Annotated in this window: 31 protein-coding genes and 1 tRNA gene; 20 read left to right on the top strand and 12 right to left on the bottom strand. The window is 30.9% G+C overall.

Annotated features, from left to right (window positions below):
• Positions 1-56: 56 nt before the first annotated feature.
• Positions 57-680 (top strand): TenA family protein, encoded by a 624-nt coding sequence (locus A9601_RS11025; RefSeq protein ID WP_011817855.1) that lies wholly within the window; start codon positions 57-59, stop codon positions 678-680.
• Between the two features lie 49 nt (positions 681-729).
• Positions 730-1,509, top strand: a complete 780-nt coding sequence (gene thiD / locus A9601_RS11030) for a bifunctional hydroxymethylpyrimidine kinase/phosphomethylpyrimidine kinase (RefSeq protein ID WP_011817856.1) — start codon at positions 730-732, stop codon at positions 1,507-1,509.
• Between the two features lie 18 nt (positions 1,510-1,527).
• On the opposite strand, the gene A9601_RS18470 is transcribed toward thiD, so the two are convergent.
• Positions 1,528-1,713 carry a hypothetical protein gene (locus A9601_RS18470; RefSeq protein ID WP_032515599.1) on the bottom strand — a complete coding sequence of 62 codons (186 nt, stop codon included), beginning with the start codon at positions 1,711-1,713 and terminating at the stop codon, positions 1,528-1,530.
• A 182-nt stretch (positions 1,714-1,895) separates the two neighbouring features.
• Between A9601_RS18470 and A9601_RS18560 the strand changes: the two genes are divergently transcribed.
• The 5 genes from A9601_RS18560 (at position 1,896) to A9601_RS11055 (ending at position 4,551) form a co-directional block, all read left to right on the top strand.
• Positions 1,896-2,039 (top strand): hypothetical protein, encoded by a 144-nt coding sequence (locus A9601_RS18560; RefSeq protein ID WP_011817857.1) that lies wholly within the window; start codon positions 1,896-1,898, stop codon positions 2,037-2,039.
• 79 nt (positions 2,040-2,118) lie between these two features.
• Positions 2,119-2,586 (top strand): cupin domain-containing protein, encoded by a 468-nt coding sequence (locus A9601_RS11035; RefSeq protein WP_011817858.1) that lies wholly within the window; start codon positions 2,119-2,121, stop codon positions 2,584-2,586.
• A gap of 70 nt (positions 2,587-2,656) precedes the next feature.
• Complete coding sequence (locus tag A9601_RS11040; protein WP_011817859.1) at positions 2,657-3,034, top strand: hypothetical protein; 378 nt, start codon at positions 2,657-2,659, stop codon at positions 3,032-3,034.
• 454 nt (positions 3,035-3,488) lie between these two features.
• Complete coding sequence (locus tag A9601_RS11050) at positions 3,489-3,773, top strand: DUF3764 family protein (RefSeq protein ID WP_011817861.1); 285 nt, start codon at positions 3,489-3,491, stop codon at positions 3,771-3,773.
• A gap of 478 nt (positions 3,774-4,251) precedes the next feature.
• A complete protein-coding gene (locus A9601_RS11055; RefSeq protein WP_011817862.1) occupies positions 4,252-4,551 on the top strand; it encodes a hypothetical protein in 300 nt (99 codons plus the stop codon).
• Here the strand turns inward: A9601_RS11055 and A9601_RS11060 are convergent.
• From A9601_RS11060 to A9601_RS11070, 4 genes are all read right to left on the bottom strand, one after another.
• The gene (locus tag A9601_RS11060) at positions 4,548-4,733 is read right to left on the bottom strand and encodes a hypothetical protein (protein ID WP_011817863.1); all 186 of its coding nucleotides are present in this window, start codon (positions 4,731-4,733) and stop codon (positions 4,548-4,550) included. The genes A9601_RS11055 and A9601_RS11060 overlap by 4 nt on opposite strands.
• Before the next feature lie 28 nt (positions 4,734-4,761).
• Positions 4,762-4,896: a hypothetical protein gene (locus A9601_RS18925; protein ID WP_011817864.1), complete on the bottom strand. Its 135-nt coding sequence runs from the start codon at positions 4,894-4,896 to the stop codon at positions 4,762-4,764.
• A 225-nt stretch (positions 4,897-5,121) separates the two neighbouring features.
• Positions 5,122-5,313: a hypothetical protein gene (locus tag A9601_RS11065; RefSeq protein WP_011817865.1), complete on the bottom strand. Its 192-nt coding sequence runs from the start codon at positions 5,311-5,313 to the stop codon at positions 5,122-5,124.
• A gap of 87 nt (positions 5,314-5,400) precedes the next feature.
• Positions 5,401-5,472: transfer RNA gene (locus tag A9601_RS11070), tRNA-Thr, on the bottom strand.
• 225 nt (positions 5,473-5,697) lie between these two features.
• Here A9601_RS11070 and A9601_RS11075 point away from each other — a divergent pair.
• From A9601_RS11075 to A9601_RS11110, 7 genes are all read left to right on the top strand, one after another.
• Complete coding sequence (locus tag A9601_RS11075; RefSeq protein WP_041484509.1) at positions 5,698-5,910, top strand: hypothetical protein; 213 nt, start codon at positions 5,698-5,700, stop codon at positions 5,908-5,910.
• Positions 5,911-5,974: 64 nt separating this feature from the next.
• Positions 5,975-6,403 carry a hypothetical protein gene (locus tag A9601_RS11080; protein WP_011817867.1) on the top strand — a complete coding sequence of 143 codons (429 nt, stop codon included), beginning with the start codon at positions 5,975-5,977 and terminating at the stop codon, positions 6,401-6,403.
• 333 nt (positions 6,404-6,736) lie between these two features.
• On the top strand, positions 6,737-6,988 hold the full coding sequence (locus A9601_RS11085; RefSeq protein ID WP_011817870.1) for a hypothetical protein: 252 nt from the start codon (positions 6,737-6,739) through the stop codon (positions 6,986-6,988).
• Entirely contained in the window at positions 6,978-7,187 is a 210-nt protein-coding gene (locus A9601_RS11090; protein WP_011817871.1) for a hypothetical protein, read from the top strand. The genes A9601_RS11085 and A9601_RS11090 overlap by 11 nt, the downstream gene beginning before the upstream one ends.
• 242 nt (positions 7,188-7,429) lie before the next feature.
• Positions 7,430-7,792, top strand: a complete 363-nt coding sequence (locus tag A9601_RS11095; RefSeq protein WP_011817872.1) for a hypothetical protein — start codon at positions 7,430-7,432, stop codon at positions 7,790-7,792.
• 207 nt (positions 7,793-7,999) lie between these two features.
• The gene (locus A9601_RS18475; RefSeq protein WP_144039670.1) at positions 8,000-8,101 is read left to right on the top strand and encodes a photosystem I reaction center subunit XII; all 102 of its coding nucleotides are present in this window, start codon (positions 8,000-8,002) and stop codon (positions 8,099-8,101) included.
• A gap of 517 nt (positions 8,102-8,618) precedes the next feature.
• On the top strand, positions 8,619-8,807 hold the full coding sequence (locus A9601_RS11110; protein WP_041484512.1) for a hypothetical protein: 189 nt from the start codon (positions 8,619-8,621) through the stop codon (positions 8,805-8,807).
• 126 nt (positions 8,808-8,933) lie between these two features.
• Here A9601_RS11110 and A9601_RS11115 read toward each other — a convergent pair whose 3' ends face one another.
• Positions 8,934-9,698 carry a 3-oxoacyl-ACP reductase gene (locus A9601_RS11115; RefSeq protein ID WP_011817876.1) on the bottom strand — a complete coding sequence of 255 codons (765 nt, stop codon included), beginning with the start codon at positions 9,696-9,698 and terminating at the stop codon, positions 8,934-8,936.
• Positions 9,699-9,879: 181 nt separating this feature from the next.
• Here A9601_RS11115 and A9601_RS11120 point away from each other — a divergent pair, with 181 nt between their 5' ends.
• The 3 genes from A9601_RS11120 (at position 9,880) to A9601_RS18485 (ending at position 11,235) form a co-directional block, all read left to right on the top strand.
• The gene (locus A9601_RS11120) at positions 9,880-10,731 is read left to right on the top strand and encodes a PD-(D/E)XK nuclease family protein (protein WP_011817877.1); all 852 of its coding nucleotides are present in this window, start codon (positions 9,880-9,882) and stop codon (positions 10,729-10,731) included.
• 89 nt (positions 10,732-10,820) lie between these two features.
• Positions 10,821-11,075 carry a hypothetical protein gene (locus tag A9601_RS11125; RefSeq protein WP_011817878.1) on the top strand — a complete coding sequence of 85 codons (255 nt, stop codon included), beginning with the start codon at positions 10,821-10,823 and terminating at the stop codon, positions 11,073-11,075.
• Between the two features lie 49 nt (positions 11,076-11,124).
• Positions 11,125-11,235 carry a DUF3764 family protein gene (locus A9601_RS18485; RefSeq protein ID WP_144039671.1) on the top strand — a complete coding sequence of 37 codons (111 nt, stop codon included), beginning with the start codon at positions 11,125-11,127 and terminating at the stop codon, positions 11,233-11,235.
• A 105-nt stretch (positions 11,236-11,340) separates the two neighbouring features.
• Here A9601_RS18485 and A9601_RS11130 read toward each other — a convergent pair whose 3' ends face one another.
• From A9601_RS11130 to A9601_RS11150, 5 genes are all read right to left on the bottom strand, one after another.
• Positions 11,341-11,568 (bottom strand): hypothetical protein, encoded by a 228-nt coding sequence (locus A9601_RS11130; protein ID WP_011817879.1) that lies wholly within the window; start codon positions 11,566-11,568, stop codon positions 11,341-11,343.
• On the bottom strand, positions 11,569-11,829 hold the full coding sequence (locus tag A9601_RS11135; protein ID WP_011817880.1) for a high light inducible protein: 261 nt from the start codon (positions 11,827-11,829) through the stop codon (positions 11,569-11,571).
• Positions 11,829-12,038: a high light inducible protein gene (locus A9601_RS11140; protein WP_011817881.1), complete on the bottom strand. Its 210-nt coding sequence runs from the start codon at positions 12,036-12,038 to the stop codon at positions 11,829-11,831. The genes A9601_RS11135 and A9601_RS11140 overlap by 1 nt, the downstream gene beginning before the upstream one ends.
• A gap of 400 nt (positions 12,039-12,438) precedes the next feature.
• The gene (locus A9601_RS11145) at positions 12,439-12,939 is read right to left on the bottom strand and encodes a hypothetical protein (RefSeq protein WP_011817883.1); all 501 of its coding nucleotides are present in this window, start codon (positions 12,937-12,939) and stop codon (positions 12,439-12,441) included.
• Entirely contained in the window at positions 12,939-13,118 is a 180-nt protein-coding gene (locus A9601_RS11150) for a hypothetical protein (RefSeq protein ID WP_041484513.1), read from the bottom strand. The genes A9601_RS11145 and A9601_RS11150 overlap by 1 nt, the downstream gene beginning before the upstream one ends.
• 256 nt (positions 13,119-13,374) lie before the next feature.
• On the opposite strand from A9601_RS11150, the gene A9601_RS11155 reads away from it, so the two are divergent.
• Positions 13,375-14,157: an SIMPL domain-containing protein gene (locus tag A9601_RS11155; RefSeq protein WP_011817885.1), complete on the top strand. Its 783-nt coding sequence runs from the start codon at positions 13,375-13,377 to the stop codon at positions 14,155-14,157.
• 99 nt (positions 14,158-14,256) lie between these two features.
• Here A9601_RS11155 and A9601_RS11160 read toward each other — a convergent pair whose 3' ends face one another.
• A complete protein-coding gene (locus tag A9601_RS11160; RefSeq protein WP_011817886.1) occupies positions 14,257-14,445 on the bottom strand; it encodes a hypothetical protein in 189 nt (62 codons plus the stop codon).
• A 313-nt stretch (positions 14,446-14,758) separates the two neighbouring features.
• Here A9601_RS11160 and A9601_RS11165 point away from each other — a divergent pair, with 313 nt between their 5' ends.
• Positions 14,759-15,172 carry a very short patch repair endonuclease gene (locus tag A9601_RS11165; protein ID WP_011817887.1) on the top strand — a complete coding sequence of 138 codons (414 nt, stop codon included), beginning with the start codon at positions 14,759-14,761 and terminating at the stop codon, positions 15,170-15,172.
• A gap of 65 nt (positions 15,173-15,237) precedes the next feature.
• On the top strand, positions 15,238-17,943 hold the full coding sequence (locus A9601_RS11170) for a Z1 domain-containing protein (RefSeq protein ID WP_011817888.1): 2,706 nt from the start codon (positions 15,238-15,240) through the stop codon (positions 17,941-17,943).
• The last annotated feature ends 3 nt before the right edge of the window (positions 17,944-17,946 follow it).

Consider the following 17,946-nt stretch of genomic DNA (forward strand, 5'->3'; position numbering starts at 1 on the left):
TTAAGTTTGTAGGTGAAAAATATAAAAAAATTTTAGAATAACTAAAAATCAAAAAAATGAAAATAACAAAAAAACTTTGGGATGATAATTATGAGATTGCTTTACTAAGTTTAAATACAAAATTTGTTCAAGGTTTAAAAAATGGAAGTCTCCCTAAAAATATATTTCAAGAATATTTAGCTCAAGATTATTTCTTTTTAGAGACTTTTGCTAAGGCTTATGGTCTTGCTGTTTCCAAATCAAAAGATAAATACTCAATAAGGAAGTTAAGTGAACTGTTAATGGGCGTTTCAGAGGAGTTAATACTTCATGAAACGTACGCAAAAGAATGGGATATTGATTTGTCTAATAACTATATAAAAAAAGCCACTAAAAATTATACAGATTTTCTTGATGATACTTCCAAAAGACTTAGTTCCGTTGAAATAATGTTTGCAATGACTCCATGTATGCGACTTTATTCTTGGATAGGAAAAAGTTTGTATAAGGAGGATTTTGATATTAAATATAAAGAATGGATAATTACTTATTCTGCTGAGAGCTTTGAAAAGCTAGCAGATTCACTTGAAAATCTTATTGAGACTAATAAAGAAACATATGATATTAATCAGGCCAAATATTTATACAGGAGAGCTATGGAATTGGAGTTAGATTTTTTTAATGCATATTCAGATTTCTGATTTAAATTAGAATTTATTTATAGTACTTTCAAAAACAAGTTAATAAATTATGTATTCTAAAATTGCACTTTCAATAGGCGGTAGTGACTCCGGGGGTGGAGCAGGCATACAGGCTGACTTGAGAACTTTTATGGCCCTTAAAGTACATGGATGTTCTGTTATTACACGTATTACCGCACAAAATAGTATAGAGGTTACATGCGTTCAACCAGTAGAGAAGAAAACTTTATTAAATCAGTTAGATGCTTTATTCGCTGATTTTGGTATTGATGCCTTAAAAACTGGAATGTTATTAAATGAAAGGATAATTAATGATACTGCTTCAAAATTAAATTCGTACAAAATAACCAAAATTATTGACCCAGTGATGGTTACAAGAACTGGTTCTAAATTACTGGAAGATTCTGCTATTAATGCTTATAAAAAACTCTTATTGCCAATTGCTGATTTGCTAACTCCAAATATTTATGAAGCAAATCTACTTTCTGGTTTAGAAATAAGGAGTAAAGAAGATATCGAAAATTCCGCAAGAAAAATTATTGGTCTTGGTGCTAAAGCGGTACTTATAAAAGGTGGCGGTTTAAAAGATATGAAAGGGAAGGATTTTTTTCTTGACTTAAATGGTAGAAAAGAGTGGATTTTTAATAATTTTATAAATACAAAAAATACCCACGGTAGCGGCTGTACTTTGAGTGCTGCTATTTGTGGTTACAAGGCTTTAGGTTTTGATCTATTTGATTCCATACAAAAAGCGAAATTATTTGTTGAGAAATCTTTAGACAATTCTTATAAAATAGGATCTGGCCCTGGACCCTTAGGACATCATTAATTATTTATAGAAGTGGCGTTAGAACCACCATTTTCTGTAGGGCTTTTTTAAAAATAAGATTTCTTCAGTCTCCCATCCTCCCTCCAACCACTCAAGATGCTCAAGTAATAAAGACTCGCTTTCCCTTTTGCTTAATTGCCCAATTCTATTAGCAATACCATCGAACCTTACTTTCATCAATTCCTCAATCTTGATGTTATTCATAGGTTAAATAATAAATTTTTTCTACTCTTACTTGTATACATTTTCTTGTCAACGATTTAATTTTATTTGTTTACTAGCAGTTCCTAAATATGTATTAAATACAACTTTTTAAAATAGATAGTAATTAAGACTTATTCACATAGATTTAATTAAAGACTAATTTATATAAAAATAGTACAACTATGAATAAAGAAGAAACATTAAAGCAAAAAACTATTTTAAATGTAGGCTATTGTGAAACTACCTCTGAATGGCTCAATAGAATTATTACTGAACTGGCAGATGAAAATAAAAATTTTGTAGATTTGTCAATTATTTGTGCTTAATTTTTTAGAAAATATAGTTTATTTTGATTTTTTTTCATAAGATTTTAAGTATAAGAGAAACTTTAAAGATATTTGTGATGTGAATCCTAATAAAAAAAAAATAGAAATAATTAAACAATTCAATTTATCTCCTCATCCTGAGGGTGGATGGTTTAGAGAGATAGTAAGGAGTGAGAATTCTCTAATAAGGGAAGACGGCCAAAGTAGAAACTTTATTACGGGAATTTATTATCTTTTGGAGAAAGATGCAAAAAGTGCTTGGCACAGAGTAAAAAATGCTGATGAAATTTGGATTTTTTTAAGGGGCGATCCTCTGAATTTATGGTGCCTAGATAATCATAATAAGTTAATAAGAAATTTAATTTTAGATTCCAATAATCCAGTAGAAATGATCCCATCTGGATATTGGCAAGCTGCAAAAAGTACAGGCGAATTTACTTTAGTGAGTTGTTGCGTTGGCCCCGGCTTTGATTTTAAGGATTTTGAATTACTCAGAAATACAAATAATACTTCTAGATTGGATAAAGCGATTAATGATCTTATGTGAGAGATTTTTTTGTTTATATTTTTGAAATTATCCTCTAGATTTATAAGGCTAATCAATCAATCTATATTTAATGAATCACAATTCTGTCAAAACAATTGGTATTAATGATGAACCAAGAAAAGATTCATACTTAGTATATGTAAATCAGGCTGATGGATTAAAAGGCATCCTTAGTAGGGATTTTGATGAATGGTCGAATTTTGATAGTTGGGAAAGTATTTCAGTTCAGCAATGGATTTTTTCTAAAGCTTTAGAGGTTTTCAGAGGTAAGAAAATTGATATTAAATGCGACTGTTGTGAATATAATGGATTAATCCCAAATGATTTTGAGAGTATTAAAAAAGAAAAATGTTTTGGTAAAAAAAGTGCTTACATGATTGAAAAAGTTGTAGATGAAATTGTATTAGCTAAGGCAAGAAGAGAAAGTGATGGAACATATTCTGCGTAAGTTTCATAAATATCTTTGGAGTGAAAAATCTTTTATTTACCAGTGAAAATTATCAGAAGAACCAATCGTTAAATTTCTTGTGGACATCTTATGGAACTTAAAGTGTACGGAATCACTGAACTCCTTTTCATCTGAGTAATTCACAAGATCCACTGGGTCGATGTTTTCATCGAACCATGCATCATATTCAATATGGTTTGGTTCAGCAAAATAACTCATATCCAATTAATAGCTTCCAAAAAACGTATAAACGGTACATGTGATACCAAATTAAAATTCTTAATTTTTAGATAATCTATATTTAACTTTTTCATCAAGATTAGTTGCTAAAAAGATAGGAGAAATATCTGGAAGCCATTTGACAAATCATTAATGAATGGACAAACACTTTATCCAGCAGTTTTTCTTGATTCTTGACAGTCGATTTAAAATAAATAGCAATTAGCTTATTTTTATGACTATTGAAACTACTGTTTTCACCTTTAAACTTTCAAATACATTTGAGGAATGGGTAAAAATGTTTGATAGTCCAGAGATAGATGCATTTCATAAAACGGTAGGACTTACTCCTTTATATCGTGGCAAAAGTTTAATTGATCCAAAAGAAGTTATTGTTATTCATCAAGCTGAAGAAGGTGTAGCTAAGCATGTTTTTTCAGATCCTGAAACCATTAAGAATATAGAATCGGGAGGACATATTTATAGCACAACGAAAATCACAAGTTGGGTTTCTGATTAGTCGAAAAACTAACTATACAAACATATACAAGTTTGATGCGAACAGGAGTTCCATATAAGATCTTTAAAACAAAATTAGGATATAGCAGAGTTTAAGGATAAGAGTATTAACTAATTAATTTGACTAAATTATTAATAAGAATCTGAGTGCTAGAGGTAACCATAGACATAGAAGAAGCATTATTAAAAGAGTAATGGCATGGATATTTGGAATGTATTGCTCTTTAAAAATTTGTGTTTTCATGATTTATCTCGCCTTCTTAAGTTTGATTTCTCTTCTGATTAGCAAAGCAATAACTACAACACACATGTTCATTAGAAATACGTCTAATGGCATTTAATAAAAAAAGTCTCTAATCAATTAATAGCAAGATTATTGATCTATGAATCAAGAAATGATTATTAATGTTTATTAGATTAATAAAACGAATTTAAAAATTAAATTTATGCTTAAATATCTCAGTTATCCTAACTATTAAATGGCTTATTCAGAAACAAGAATATTAATAGGCGGTTTAGCTCATGTGCCTGTTCTTATTTTTATAGCCAATTTTATTAAAGGTAAGTTTGGAATTAAAACTGAAGAGATAAAAGATAATGTAGTTAAAGTAGAGCCAGTTAAAATTATTGAGGTAAGTGATACTTTAGTTAAAGAAGGAAAAGCAGAAGCTATTAAAGAAATCTCAAATAAGCTTGACAGTATTGAACAGAAGGCTGATGAGGTTTATGAAAAGGTAAAGAAGAAAAAGAAAGATAAGAAGAAGAAAAAAAATAACTAAATTGAGATCCTTTCAAGCATCAATACATCTTGAGCTTGGATTGTATCTCTCTTATCTTCGTCTTCGGGATCTTTATAAGATTCAATTTCAGATTGAATTTTTCTCTTGTAAACTCCTTTGATGTAGTCCATTTCTCTTTTGTCTTTGGCCAGAATTGAGAATGGTGATCTTTTTAAGTTCATAACTTTCTCCTAAATAAATAAAATTTAATCAGCTCCAGTTTTTATCAGATTCAACAAAGCTTTCCAATGTTTGCTGATTCCTGATTTCTTCCTCAAGAAGTTCTTCTGATCTTTCTTCAATCTCAGATTTATAATCTTCTTTCAGTGTGGATTTCGTAGACATTTGCTCATGACGACTACATCTATTTCTAACTAGTTAGAGCGGCCATTCGACTAATAAATATGTACGGTTTGAGGTACTCCCATATACGGATAAAGGATCAACAATTGAATTTAAATATGGGTAAAATGTATAGAAATTTTGATCAATTTTTGCCTTTAAGAATCATCAATAAAGGAAGACCAATAAGCATCAAACTCCCATCAATTAATAAAAAAGTATTCAGGTTCATTTATCCATTCCTACGGTGGTATCCCAATTGAGAAAAATTCCTTTTTTAATTGGTTGTTTTTTCATATCATCAATCTCTTTTCTGATTTTGTTGTAGTAGGCCAACTCCTCTGGATCATCAGAACCAAGACCATAATTCATGGTTGCTGCAATATATATTCTGTGCATCCGGTATGACGATAGTGGCATTACTAAAGGGAAACTATTTTAAATTTATTTGAATTCTAGTTAAAATGTTATCTATGATATCTCAGTTATATTTATCAATTGCTCAAGTGCCCTCGTCGGGACTTGAACCCGAGACCTCTCCCTTACCAAGGGAGTGCTCTACCGCTGAGCTACAAGGGCAATTTTAAAGTGGGCCGGGTTGGACCAATCAAGACTGCCTGCAGCACAATGATTCTGAAGTGTGCAAGATAAATTTAGACGGCCCATCAGTTGCTGTCAAATTATTGCTAGGGAGTGCTGTAACTTATCTTCAGTCCACTTATATCTTGTTCTTACACAGCTGTATCTTTTGATGTTGATATCAGCTTGAGTTCAAACTATATTGTAGAGATTCCAAGTTTAGAAATGACTGACAGTTGCGAAGCGAGATGGAAACCGACTCAGAATCAGATTGATGATTTGATCCTTCCTGCATATACAGAAATGGCTAAGAAGAGTGTCGATTACATAGCCAAGTTTCAATGTCCTCCGGGATATGTGGCGGATATGCTCAGAGATATCGCAGATGCCCTGGAATCTTCTCATCCTGAATCTGAAAGTGATTGTTCATGCTGTTAAGGTCTGCGCCACTCGGTGAACTGAAAAATCAAATAAAACCTTTTTAAAATCCAAAAGTCGAGCAGTGAAATTTAATCTTTTCTCATTATTTTTAATTGTCTTAATAGTAAAAATTAATTTAATAGATATTCCGCCTTCATTTGGAGAAACATATCCCGAAGAAAAAATAAACAATAATCAATTGGCTAAAAAATATTGTGATTCTCTAGAAAAAAATCTTTTTAAAGGTCTTGATAAAGAATCAATCTTGAAATATGAATATTTTTTTTCATCTATTCCTGATGACTACATAAAAGACAATAATAAATTTTTAGAAATTTTCAAATCTGACGTTAAATCAATTTGTTCATATGATATTTCTAAATCTAATGAAAAAGAATTTCAATATTTTTTAGACAATTATTTTAAAACCAGAAGTAATACTCCAAAAACTAAAGTAGAGGCAACAAATCCTACCCCAATTAATGCTGCAATGATTCCAGTATTGAGGTAAACCTTTACAGTAGCTAATTCTTTTCCTTCTTTTTTAGTCATAATTTTTTACCTGAATAAGCACATCCAAGCTACCAATGAGAACATCAATATTGCAAGGCTAAGAATACTTTTACTATTAGCTTTACCTTGTTTTTCTGTTGATTTAAAAGGGATTAATGCCATTAAACTTCGTAAAAATAAAATTGTTTCATGTTTTTTCATTTTTTGGACAAGTCCGTAACATCAGAAACTCTAAAGCTATTTCTTTACTACATCTCCTGAACTCCTGATATACAATCGGCTTGATTGATAGTCTTTTTAGGTTAAGAGGAAAGTAACAATCCTTTTTTTTATGGATAGATATTTAAAAAGTTCAGAAGCATCAAAGTTACTAGGAATTTCATCATCATCACTTTGGGAATTAAAAAGCACAAAAGTATTAGAAGCTGGTAAGCATTGGATATACGTTACTGGTAAACCCAGAAGCAATGTTTTATTTAATATCGATCAAATAAGGCAATGGCAGATAGATATGACTAAATATATAGAAAGTCCTGAAAGAGATATAAAGGCAGAAAAGCAGATATCAAATCTTGAAGATTGACAAAAGATCTAAAATAGAAGGCAATCAAATCATCTCTTTTATGAAACTTGAATCGATTTCAGTTGCGGGCAAAGATGCTAATCAATCAGGCGTGGGAAAAAAGTTTTTAATAATCTCCATTTCTCTTACAGTGCTCTTAAATCTTTCAATTGCAATTTGGTTTTTAATGAATGATATGGGCAGATTTCTAGTTAAATGAAATCCTTATTTATTCCATTAATAGTTTCAATAGGAATTATTTATGGCTGCGGTTTATTTTGGTTGGTTTGGCATCACTAAATGAATCAATGTCGACTTACTCCCAGTCAAACCTTTTAAAAACAGGAATCTATTGTTTTTGAAAATTGTTTTAAAATAGAATTTTATAATTTCATCATAATTTTGTATCCCTTTTTAGCTGAGATAAGCCATCCTATACAATGCTTTTTAATTTCAGAAGAAGTGCCAAGTATTTCGATTGTTTTAAAAGAACGGAGATCAAATTCATTAAAAGGATCCATTATTTCGAAGAACAATTTTAAGGGTAATTTTTATACTCATAGACCAATTAAAGATAAGCCTACAAGCTGGAGCTTTGAAAACGGCGAAACCAAATTAAATGGTGAAGCGATACTTCTTAAAGATGGAAAAATATGGCACCCATATCAAACAAAAATTAAATCACATGAAGTGAACGAGGTTTTATTTTCAGGTTTATCCTCAAAATTATCAAGAATTACTAATAACGCAGATTTACTGAAGGCTGCCTCTGGTTTTTTCAGAATTGGGAGTGGGTGTTATGGAGGAAGGATAAATAAAGTTTAGCTTTTCACAACTTTTGGAATTTTTATTGAAACAAATTCATTGATTACTTTGAAGGATATAAAATTTATCTTTTAGAAGTTCATATTTTCTTCCTATCTTGAAAATAAATCTTATTAGTTATTTTAAATTTTTAGATAAAAAAATGTTTGAAGCTCTTGTTTACCTATTGATTGGGAAAAAACAATATTTTCAAAGAGAAAATTAAAAATGGAATCCTCTGATGAAATTATTTTTATTGCTTTAGGAATGCTTATTGCAATCTTCGCAGGAACATTAGCACTAAGACTAGGGATAAGCTTAAGGGAATAAATTTTGATAAATTTCAAATCATTATTTCCGCTAGTTATTGGTTTTTCATTTTGGATATATGGAAACATCCTATTAGTTAAGAAACTACAAAATAAAACGCCTGAAATAAACAAATCAAAAAAAACAATTGAGACATTTATGGATCAAGATTTAAAAGATAAAAATAAAAATGAGAAAAAAGATTTGATCAATGTAGTCAAAAATAAGGAGAGTTTTCACTTGAATTCTCTTATCACAAAAAATATCTCACTTTTCACAAAAAATCCGAACTATAAAATGTTAGCTTGGCTTATTGTCCAGCTAACCATTTTTTCCTTATTTGTCCTTTCCGTAAACATATTTAAAAATAATCTTATACCTTATTTTAATTCTTGAAGTTCAGATGCATCAAAAAGAGAAATGAATTTATTTGATTCTTTTTAAAGGAGTAAATTTTTATCTTAATAAGGATATTTTGTTACATCAATAAAGTTTTAATTAATTTAAGATTTTAAAAATTTTTCATTTATGAGTGAGTATGAATAAGCACAATAATAAAGCATTATCAATCTGCAAATATGTATTGGATTCTATGATTTATAGACAAAAGTTACTTGGGGAAGAAGAAAATTTAAAAAATAAATTAGCATTAATAGAGGAGTATAGAGAATGGATAACTGAGGGGATTTTTGAAAGTAATTCCCTTTATCTAATTGATAAAAGATAATTAATATTTAAAAATCAAATCATTAATAATCCTAAATCTCAATTAATTAAAACTTTAGAATTATCAATTAATTATTCTCTATAAAGAAAAAATAATTTAGAAAAAAATAAATTTTATTAAAGCTAATTAGTTTAGAACTAAGCCACCATCAACTACTAAATTTTGACCAGTGACTGCCCTCGACCAAGGGGAAGCAAAAAATAATACAGCATCCGAAAAGTCCTCTGTAGTGGTAACTTTTCTTAAGGGTGTAATGCTGGAAATATATTCAAAAACACTATCTGGAGTGCCTTTGCTAGCATCAGTTACCTTTAATAAGCCTCCTGAAACCATATTTACTGTGATATTAAATTGCCCTAGATCTATTGCTGCAGTTCTTGTAAGTGATAATAATCCGCCTTTGGCTGCAGTGTAATCATGGTAAGGAATTACTGGATTTTGAAATAAATTAGTTCCAATAGATATAACTCTTCCAAAAGAATTATTTTTCATCTTTGGTGTAAAAATATTCAGCAGATTTAGAAATCCTTTTTGAGTAGTTTCAATCTGATTTTGGAAATCTTGCCACTCTATAGTGTCTATTTTTTTTCTTTGATCACCATTGAAAATAAAGTCATTTATTGCGTTGTGGATTATCGTATCCACTCTGATATTTTGACTTGCCAATTCTTCGTGCATTTTAGAGACTTGATCTTTTTCTCTGATATCCCCTTTTACTAAAATTGCATTCTCTCCTAAAGAATCAGATAAATTTTTTGCACTTTCATATGAATTTCTATAGTTGATAATTACTTTTGCACCCTCTCTATGAAATGATCTTGCGATTTCGGAACCTAATCCTCTCCCTGCACCTGTTACTAAAACGGTCTGTTTTTCTATTTGTAAGTTCATAATGCTTTGGTCAGTTTCTAAACTGCTTTTAATTAATATTTGATTCTAGAGGAAAATAAAAATATTAAATATAAAATTTTTTACATCTCACTTTTATTTATACTTGCTTTTTAAATTTTGATAATAGTTCTTAATCTAGATAATCTATGGATAAGAAAGATTCTTTTTGAATTAAAAAGGCATGATAGATCTTAAGAGAAACAATAAAAAAGAACCCGTAAAAGCTACTGGATTAAGGACTAGAGCATCTTCGTCTTACTCTCCTAATCAGAAAGATGATTTCAAAATAAGTAGAGGGAGGTTTTCCAATTTTTTAACCTGCAAGAGATGTTTTTACTTGGACAGAGTAAAAGGACTTGACCCTCCAGGAACGCCAGGATGGACTTTAAATGAGACAACTGATTTGCTCTTAAAAAAAGAATTTGATTATTGTCGAGAAAGACAAATTCCTCATAGATTATTTATCGATAATGATTTGAGTCACCTAGTTCCTTTTGATCATCCCGAAATCGACGATTGGCGTAACTCTCTGCATAAAGGATTGATGCTTCGTCATAAGAATACAAACATCATCTTGACTGGAGGAGTTGATGATATTTGGCAGCATAAGATTACAAAGCAATTAATAGTTGTTGATTACAAATCTCAGGCAAAACTTGGGAGAGTAGATAAACAAGATTATCTTGATGATCCATATCATGAAGGCTATAAAATCCAGATGGATTTCTATGCCTATCTTCTAAAAGGAATGGGATTTGATGTTCATAAAACATCTTATTTTTTAGTTTGTAATGCAAAAAGAGACGACGAGGAATTTAATAAAAGAATGAATTTTGACGAATATTTAGTTCCTTATGATTGGAATATTGATTGGATTGAAGAAGAAATAGATTCAATGGTTTCTTTGATGAATAATCACCAGATCCCGGAACCAAATTTATCCTGTAAAAATTGTGCTTATTCAGAGCAATATGCAAAGTTGGTTTGTAATCCTGTAAAAGATAATAAAGAGATTCAGGGGAATCTTTTTTAGTCAACTTTTTGTCTATGCTTTTGCTGGTATGGGATAATTTTATTGATTGACAGTCGATCTAAACTAAGAGGGATAATACCCTCTTTTTTATGTCACCTAATAAAGGCCCAAAGGTCATCAAATACTGTGTAATTACATCTACAACTGCAATAGTACTAATTTTTATCTCTTTGATACCTATTTCAAAAAAGGCATTTTATTGGAATCAATGCTTTAAAAAAACTTTTAAATGGATTGATAAATACGAGATGGAACTAAAAAATTGGGATAAAGCATCAAAAGAAAGTATTTCAGTAGCAGTTTGCAATGGTGCAGTGTACGAACCTGAACTAAAAACAAAGTAATTCGATTGACAGTCAATCAAACAACAAGGGGCAATAAGCTCCTTTTTTTATGTCAATTGAAACTTTTTTAGATTTCAAATTAAGCAATACTTTTGAAAAATATGAGGCTAATGTGAAGGCTCCTAAACAAAAGGCCATGTTTAAAGAGATCGCAGTCTAAATCTTTTTTAGATAGTTGCTTTTTTCCCCTTAGCGATCATTACTACTGGTACTAAAAGATAGGTGAAGAATGAGATTAGGAAAATGTCTATGTTCATTGATTTCACTACAAATTTTTTAAATCTTGCTCTATTTTTTCAAGTTTTTTGGTTAGTTCTGTTTTCTCCTTCAATAGAGCTTTTTTCTTTAATTGAAGTTCTCTGTTAAATGGAGAATTAAAGTACTTTTTGTAAGCTAGAAAAAATACAGCCAATGCTACAACAATCCCAATCGCGCCAATTATTAGTATGGGTGAAGATGGAAAATCGTAAAATGGTACAGAGAGTAAAAGCATTTAAACGAAACCTGGAATTATTTGGCCTGTTGTTAAGTAAGCTCCAACAGCAGCAATTAATCCAAGCATTGCGAATCTGCCATTAAGAGTTTCTGCAACAACTTTTTCTTTTTCGATTGTTTTTACTTTAGGGTTTGAATTTGTCATTGGATTTGAAGTTAGATAGTTTAAATTTTCGTTTTGAAATTGCTTGGTTAGATAAGCAACGAGGACAGCTGTTAAGGATACGATTACAACTAAAAAGCCTGAAAGAGGAGACATTAAAAGATACCTGGAATTATTTGACCTGTAGTTACATAAGCTCCCAAAAGTGCAACTAAACCGATCATTGCCCAACGACCATTAACTTTTTCTGCGTTTTGAGGATATCCATCATAAGAAACAGATTGATCAACATAAGGACGAGGCTCAGTAGGGAAAATATTTTGCCTTCCGCCTGATTCTGTAGTTATGTATGAAGAATTAGCCATTAGTTAAATAGTTTAATTGTTAACAAACGTAACATTCTTATTAACTAATGTAAAGAAAAAGGTTAAAAATATGTGTAATTCAGTACTTTTAAGGCAATATTGATACAGATCCGTAACAGTTAGTAATTTATTTTTAAAGTTGAAGCTAATAATTAAAAGATCATGGAGATATGAAAAAGCTTCCTCGGATTTGTTTTTGATTGATCAAAATTAGAGAATGACAGATCCTATTCTCTACTTATCAATGATCCTTGGGCTGGGAGGCGTTTATGTCTTAATTGCCTCCTTCAACGATGATGACGATGACAGTGATGATGATGGTGAAAAGTATTTATTCAATTTCGAATATGTGAAGGCGGGATGAAAGTTTAATAAGTTCTTTAATTCAATTTAATTTTTATCAATCCTTATTTTTATTCCCCAAATATTCTCTTTGTAGTTCATGTAATTGTTGGACGTTTGTTGTTTTAAGTCCTTTTTCAAAAACTTCTTTGGCCTTATCAGCTCCTAATTTGTCATGTACTAATCTTCTTAATCTTGGCAACATTCGACTCTGCAAAGCCATATCTTGCTGTATCCACTCTCTGCCATAAAAATGATATGAGTCATCTATGGGTGGCATTATCTCGCACTCTTTCCTCATAAAAACTTCTAATCTGCAATCTTGGTTGGAGCATACATATTTTGGTTCTGGACAATGATAATAATTGCCACTTTTGTCTCTTACTTTTTTATAGGGTGGCAAACAACAGCCCCTAATATCGTATTTATCTATTTCATCAATAACCTCATTACTTGGATAACCATAAACAACAATTAGAAAATGCCTATTACCGCACTTTGGGCATTTAGCGGGTTTAGCACATCTAATTATTCTTGCTGGTCTGCCTCTTTTCCCCATCACATAAAATCGTTCAACATACGATTCCAGTCAACTACTCCACCATCTTTTTTTGTTTCTTGATCTAGCTTTCGTAATTCTTTTCTTATCTCTTGCATTTCTTTGGAGTATTTATAATCATTCTTTGCATAAGGATCACTGGTGTAGTTTCCAATAGTTTCTCTAGTAAATAGTTCCATATTTTTTCTGATCAAGATTGTCTATTTTTGATTGTTGTGTTTAGTACTAAATCACTTTTCTCATAATACAAATATACTTCTTGCGAACAATTTTTTCATCTGGCAATATTAGTAACCGACTCTTAAATTGGCACATCTAACTTAGATGTTTCCATTAATGGCCAGATAGAAACGAAAGAATAAAAGTCAGGGATTTTCTAATAATTTTTCTTTCGGTTCAGCTGTTAAAAAGCTCCTACACACATACTGATAAACAATGAAAATTATTAAGAGACTCAGGTCGCTGCCGGGCGATTCTCTGGGCGTTATACGCCGCACTCCGCCCCTTGTTTTTGCAATGGCTGTCTTATCTCTCGGAGGATTCATAGGTGCCTCCACGGTCCTTGTGAGAGGGTTCAGAATGGTTGAAAATTCCATCACTGTTACAGGTGCAAGTACCGAAAGTTTCGAAAGTGATATTGCTAAATGGTCCGTTCAGGTAAGGGCTACGGGAAAGACTCAAATCGACTCATTCAACAAACATAAAGAGTCAATGAAAAAGACTATGAATTTCCTTAAAGCCAATGGAATCGAGGATGGTATTAAACAGGAAGTTTATCTTGGACCAGCCAGCATTAAAGAATATGAAACCAAGCATCCCAAAACTAATGAAATTATAAGAACCGAATGGATTACCTATCAGAATATTGAAATCCAGAGTAATGATGTTTATCGAATTCAAAAGACCCACAGCAAGATAACTGAACTTCTTGGAGATGGGGTTTTCGTAAAACCAAGCTCTCCGGAATTCACATATTCAAAGCTTGCTGATAAAAGAGTTGATATGCTCGCAAAGGCAGCAAAGGATGCACGGATAAGAGCCGAGGCTATAGCGCTTCAGGCTGGATCTGAAGTGGGTGGTCTGAAGAAAGTGAATACTGGTGTTTTCCAGATCACAGTTCCAAATTCCACCAGGGTCAGCAGCTGGGGATCTTATGATACAACTACTATCAAGAAAGACATAACTGCCGTTATGGGGGTGACTTTCGCAGTTAAGTAGATACTTAGGGAGTCTGTTTTTTGCCTTTCAGAATCATCAGCAAAGGTAGACCAATAAGCATCAGACTCCCATCAATTAATAAAAAAGTATTCAGATTCATTAATCCATTCCATCGGGAATATCCCAAGTAAGAGGTATTCCTTTTTTAACGGCATCTTTCTCTATCTCATTCATTTCTTTTCTTAGCTTGTTGTAATAGGCCAACTCCTCTGGATCATCAGAACCAAGACCATAATTCATGATCGCTGCAAGATAAATTTTATGCATGCGGTATGACGATAGTGACATTACTGGAGACAATCTCTGTTAAATATATCCGAATTTCAGGTAAAATGCTGACCTCTGATATCTCTGTCATACCAGTCAATTGCGCAACCCCCTCATAATACAAGGGGGGAAGGGGTAAAAGACAAGAAATTTAGACGCTACTACTTACTGGATGTGTATACATCATCATTGTAAGTAGGAGCAAAAAACCATAATCAACCTCTAATAAAACTATATAAGGTACGTGGGTATGTGTGTGAACACATAATGCACGTACTGTATATAGGTACCTATAGGGTGATGGTGAGTATATTGTTTAAAACTGATTGGTTAGATGAGTAGTGAAGTAATGCATAAGGTTAGTGAGCAGAGATCAAGAAATATGTCTGCAATTAAATCGAAGAATACAAAGCCTGAAATTGCTGTAAGAAAACTTCTACATTCAATGGGATATAGATTCAGATTACATAGAAAAGATTTACCAGGTTCTCCTGATATTGTTCTGCCAAAATATAAAACAGTAATTTTTGTACATGGATGTTTCTGGCATAGGCATGAAAATTGTAAGTATGCTTCTACTCCAAAAACAAGAAAAGAATTTTGGGAAAGTAAATTTAAAGCAAACGTAAAAAGAGATAAAGAAATTCAGAAAAAAATAAAAAATATTGGCTGGCAATCTGTCGTTATTTGGGAATGCCAGATAAAAGATGAGCAATTTCTGAATAAATTAATTTCAAATTTTTTATGATGAATAATACCAAAATTTACTTATACTTATTCCAAGACTAATTAAAAAAATTTAAATTATTTGGAATGGAAAAGATTGAAGAATATAAATTTAATAACGATAAATATGAAAGTTCTATAGAAGATTTAAAAAACTATAAAACCCTAAATAATGTTTCCTTAGATGATGCATTTTTAAAATATAAAAATGATTATATAAAATTTTTTGATAGTAAATTTATCATTGAGCTTGAAGCTGCTAAAAAATTTTTAGAGGAAGATGAAATAAAAGCACTTGATTATTCAAAAACACTTTCTTCAAGGAAGCAAGAAAGTTGGTATTTTGGACCAAAAGAAAATCATAAAAATTGGAATTCATATAAAAGCTATCTTTTAAATGTCAAAAATAGAACTAAGGAATCTGTCGAAATTTTGAATAATGAAACAACTGAAGTAGTTAATCAAATTTTGAATCCTTACGCGCCTTCAGGGAAAAAAATTAAAGGATTAGTTTTGGGGTATGTGCAGTCAGGAAAAACTGCAAATATGGCTGGTGTAATAGCAAAGGCAGCAGACTCTGGCTACAAGTTAATAATAGTGCTGGCAGGATTAACAAAAGCTTTAAGAGCCCAGACACAAGCCAGAATTCAAAATGATATTCTTCAGCATAATGATATTCTTTGGCATCCTTTAACTGATAATGAAAATGATATTGAAGAGGGCCTAGATGCTATTCCAATATTTACTAAGAAAACTACTATTTGTATTATTAAAAAAAATGTTCAAATAATTATAAAACTTATTTCCAAGATGAAAAGGATGCCTAAATTAGAGATGCAGGCATCAACATTGATTATTGATGATGAATGTGATCAGGCAAGTCTTAATACAAAAGAATATAAGGATAAAGCTAATGAAATATCAAGTACAAATAAGTTATTAAAACAGCTATTAATTGATTTTAAAAATGTTACTTATGTTGGTTATACCGCAACGCCGAACGCTCCTTTTTTAACACATCCAAAAGCACCTGATGGTCTGCAAAGTCTTTACCCCAGCGATTTCATAACCCCCTTAGAAGAACCAGCTGATTATTTTGGAGTAAATAAGCTATTTGCTAATAATATAACTAATGAAAGTGGAGAAGATCTTAGTTTACCCTTTATTAAAAGAATACCTGATTCTGAACTTGAATCTTTAACTTGTAAAAGAAAAGATCTACCTATTTTTAAACCTTCTTTAACTAATAGTTTAAGAGATGCATGCGACTATTTTTTGTTAGTTCTTTCTGCCAGGTCATTGAGAAATCTTAAAGAAGATCATTGTTGCATGATGATCCATGTTTCAAGAAGTCTAAAGATGCATGAATTATATAGAAACTTAATTTTTGAAGAATGGTTCATCCCAATAAAAATAGGTCTTGAAAATAAAGATAAAGAAATAATTGATAGATTAGAGAATTTATGGAAAATTGAGTCAAAAGCAATTAATTCATCTGTTAGATCAAATTTAAATTGTCCTCTCAAAATTGAGTCTTTTCAGAAAATAGAAAAGAATTTATTAAATGAATTAAATGATCTTTCTATAAATGTTGAAAATTCAGATGAGTCTAATTTTGATGAAAGATTAGAATTTAAAGATAAAAGAGATAAAGACTATAAAACTATTCATTCAATTGTTATTGGAGGAGACGTACTTTCAAGAGGTTTAACAATTGATGGCTTAGTTAGCAGTTTTTTCTTAAGAGAGACTAAACAGGATGATACGCTTATGCAAATGGGAAGATGGTTTGGTTTTAGATATGGTTATGAAGATTTGCCAAGAATATGGATGACATACAAAGTTGAGTTGGATTTTACTAATTTTGTTAGTGGAGAAAACTTTTATAGAGAACAAATTAATTGGATGAATAGCCAAAATCTAACGCCTTCTGATTTTCCTGTTTTAGTTCAAATGTTTGAACAAAGAAATCCCACAAGTAAAGGAAAAATATCCAAAAAAGTCAAAAAATCATCTTGGACATTTTTTGGGAGAGAATTATGGACTTTAAGGTTTAAATTAGATCAACAAATTCATAAAGATAATGAAAAAGCAATCATCAATTTAATCGATGAGTGTGAAAGTAGTACTCAATCCCATTTTGTATATAAAAAAAGGAGGAATGCCCACATAATTAAAGATATAGGTTTTAAAGTTTTACTCAAATTCCTTGATAACTATAATTTTCATTTTCACGAGGATCTTTTCAATAATGTCAAAAACTTTATAAATACAGATTTAGAAAATATTGATTCCATATTTAAAACTTGGAATATAGCTATAAAGGGAGGTTCTTATTTAAAGAGAGATATTGGAACAGTTCTAAATGTGAAAACAATGAATAGGACAAAAATACAAAATGGAACTAGCGAAGATGATTTAAAGATAATAGATATTAAATCTCTTACTAGTCCTGATGATCTACTTGTGGATATAGATCAAAAAGATATAAATGAATGGGATGAATCTGAGGAAAAGAAAAAATTTGGGAAACAACTGCGGTCTGCGGCCAAAAAATGTAGAGAAAAATATTTAGGTCCTCGACCTTTATTAATTATTTATCCAATTAGTAAAGATTCAAAACCTGATGAAGAGTCAACTACTAGATTCAAACTTTTTTCTAAAACCCAAAAAGAGGATTTAGGGGATTTAGATTATGAACCTCATGATATTTTTGGAATAGTATTAGCTATACCCACTCCTCCAAATTTTATTTCTAATAGAAACAGTTTGGGGCTTGATTTAAACAATTAAGTT

It is taken from the genome of Prochlorococcus marinus str. AS9601 (assembly GCF_000015645.1).
GTDB classification, from domain to species: Bacteria; Cyanobacteriota; Cyanobacteriia; order PCC-6307; family Cyanobiaceae; genus Prochlorococcus_A; species Prochlorococcus_A marinus_O.

Bases quoted from the DNA above. Each gene is read 5' to 3' on its own strand.
- A9601_RS11170 (WP_011817888.1), top strand. From the start codon at position 15,238: ATGGAAAAGATTGAAGAATATAAATTTAATAACGATAAATATGAAAGT.
- A9601_RS11075 (WP_041484509.1), top strand. From the start codon at position 5,698: ATGACTGACAGTTGCGAAGCGAGATGGAAACCGACTCAGAATCAGATT.
- A9601_RS11055 (WP_011817862.1), top strand. From the start codon at position 4,252: ATGGCTTATTCAGAAACAAGAATATTAATAGGCGGTTTAGCTCATGTG.
- A9601_RS11155 (WP_011817885.1), top strand. From the start codon at position 13,375: ATGAAAATTATTAAGAGACTCAGGTCGCTGCCGGGCGATTCTCTGGGC.
- A9601_RS18475 (WP_144039670.1), top strand. From the start codon at position 8,000: ATGGAATCCTCTGATGAAATTATTTTTATTGCTTTAGGAATGCTTATT.
- A9601_RS11125 (WP_011817878.1), top strand. From the start codon at position 10,821: ATGTCACCTAATAAAGGCCCAAAGGTCATCAAATACTGTGTAATTACA.
- A9601_RS11115 (WP_011817876.1), bottom strand. From the start codon at position 9,698: ATGAACTTACAAATAGAAAAACAGACCGTTTTAGTAACAGGTGCAGGG.
- A9601_RS11060 (WP_011817863.1), bottom strand. From the start codon at position 4,733: ATGAACTTAAAAAGATCACCATTCTCAATTCTGGCCAAAGACAAAAGA.
- A9601_RS11145 (WP_011817883.1), bottom strand. From the start codon at position 12,939: ATGGGGAAAAGAGGCAGACCAGCAAGAATAATTAGATGTGCTAAACCC.
- A9601_RS11040 (WP_011817859.1), top strand. From the start codon at position 2,657: ATGAATCACAATTCTGTCAAAACAATTGGTATTAATGATGAACCAAGA.
- A9601_RS11165 (WP_011817887.1), top strand. From the start codon at position 14,759: ATGAGTAGTGAAGTAATGCATAAGGTTAGTGAGCAGAGATCAAGAAAT.
- A9601_RS11050 (WP_011817861.1), top strand. From the start codon at position 3,489: ATGACTATTGAAACTACTGTTTTCACCTTTAAACTTTCAAATACATTT.
- A9601_RS11065 (WP_011817865.1), bottom strand. From the start codon at position 5,313: ATGCCACTATCGTCATACCGGATGCACAGAATATATATTGCAGCAACC.
- A9601_RS18560 (WP_011817857.1), top strand. From the start codon at position 1,896: ATGAATAAAGAAGAAACATTAAAGCAAAAAACTATTTTAAATGTAGGC.
- thiD (WP_011817856.1), top strand. From the start codon at position 730: ATGTATTCTAAAATTGCACTTTCAATAGGCGGTAGTGACTCCGGGGGT.
- A9601_RS18485 (WP_144039671.1), top strand. From the start codon at position 11,125: ATGTCAATTGAAACTTTTTTAGATTTCAAATTAAGCAATACTTTTGAA.
- A9601_RS11110 (WP_041484512.1), top strand. From the start codon at position 8,619: ATGAATAAGCACAATAATAAAGCATTATCAATCTGCAAATATGTATTG.
- A9601_RS11140 (WP_011817881.1), bottom strand. From the start codon at position 12,038: ATGGCTAATTCTTCATACATAACTACAGAATCAGGCGGAAGGCAAAAT.
- A9601_RS11025 (WP_011817855.1), top strand. From the start codon at position 57: ATGAAAATAACAAAAAAACTTTGGGATGATAATTATGAGATTGCTTTA.
- A9601_RS18925 (WP_011817864.1), bottom strand. From the start codon at position 4,896: ATGTCTACGAAATCCACACTGAAAGAAGATTATAAATCTGAGATTGAA.
- A9601_RS11150 (WP_041484513.1), bottom strand. From the start codon at position 13,118: ATGGAACTATTTACTAGAGAAACTATTGGAAACTACACCAGTGATCCT.
- A9601_RS18470 (WP_032515599.1), bottom strand. From the start codon at position 1,713: ATGAATAACATCAAGATTGAGGAATTGATGAAAGTAAGGTTCGATGGT.
- A9601_RS11120 (WP_011817877.1), top strand. From the start codon at position 9,880: ATGATAGATCTTAAGAGAAACAATAAAAAAGAACCCGTAAAAGCTACT.
- A9601_RS11135 (WP_011817880.1), bottom strand. From the start codon at position 11,829: ATGTCTCCTCTTTCAGGCTTTTTAGTTGTAATCGTATCCTTAACAGCT.
- A9601_RS11085 (WP_011817870.1), top strand. From the start codon at position 6,737: ATGGATAGATATTTAAAAAGTTCAGAAGCATCAAAGTTACTAGGAATT.
- A9601_RS11130 (WP_011817879.1), bottom strand. From the start codon at position 11,568: ATGCTTTTACTCTCTGTACCATTTTACGATTTTCCATCTTCACCCATA.
- A9601_RS11160 (WP_011817886.1), bottom strand. From the start codon at position 14,445: ATGTCACTATCGTCATACCGCATGCATAAAATTTATCTTGCAGCGATC.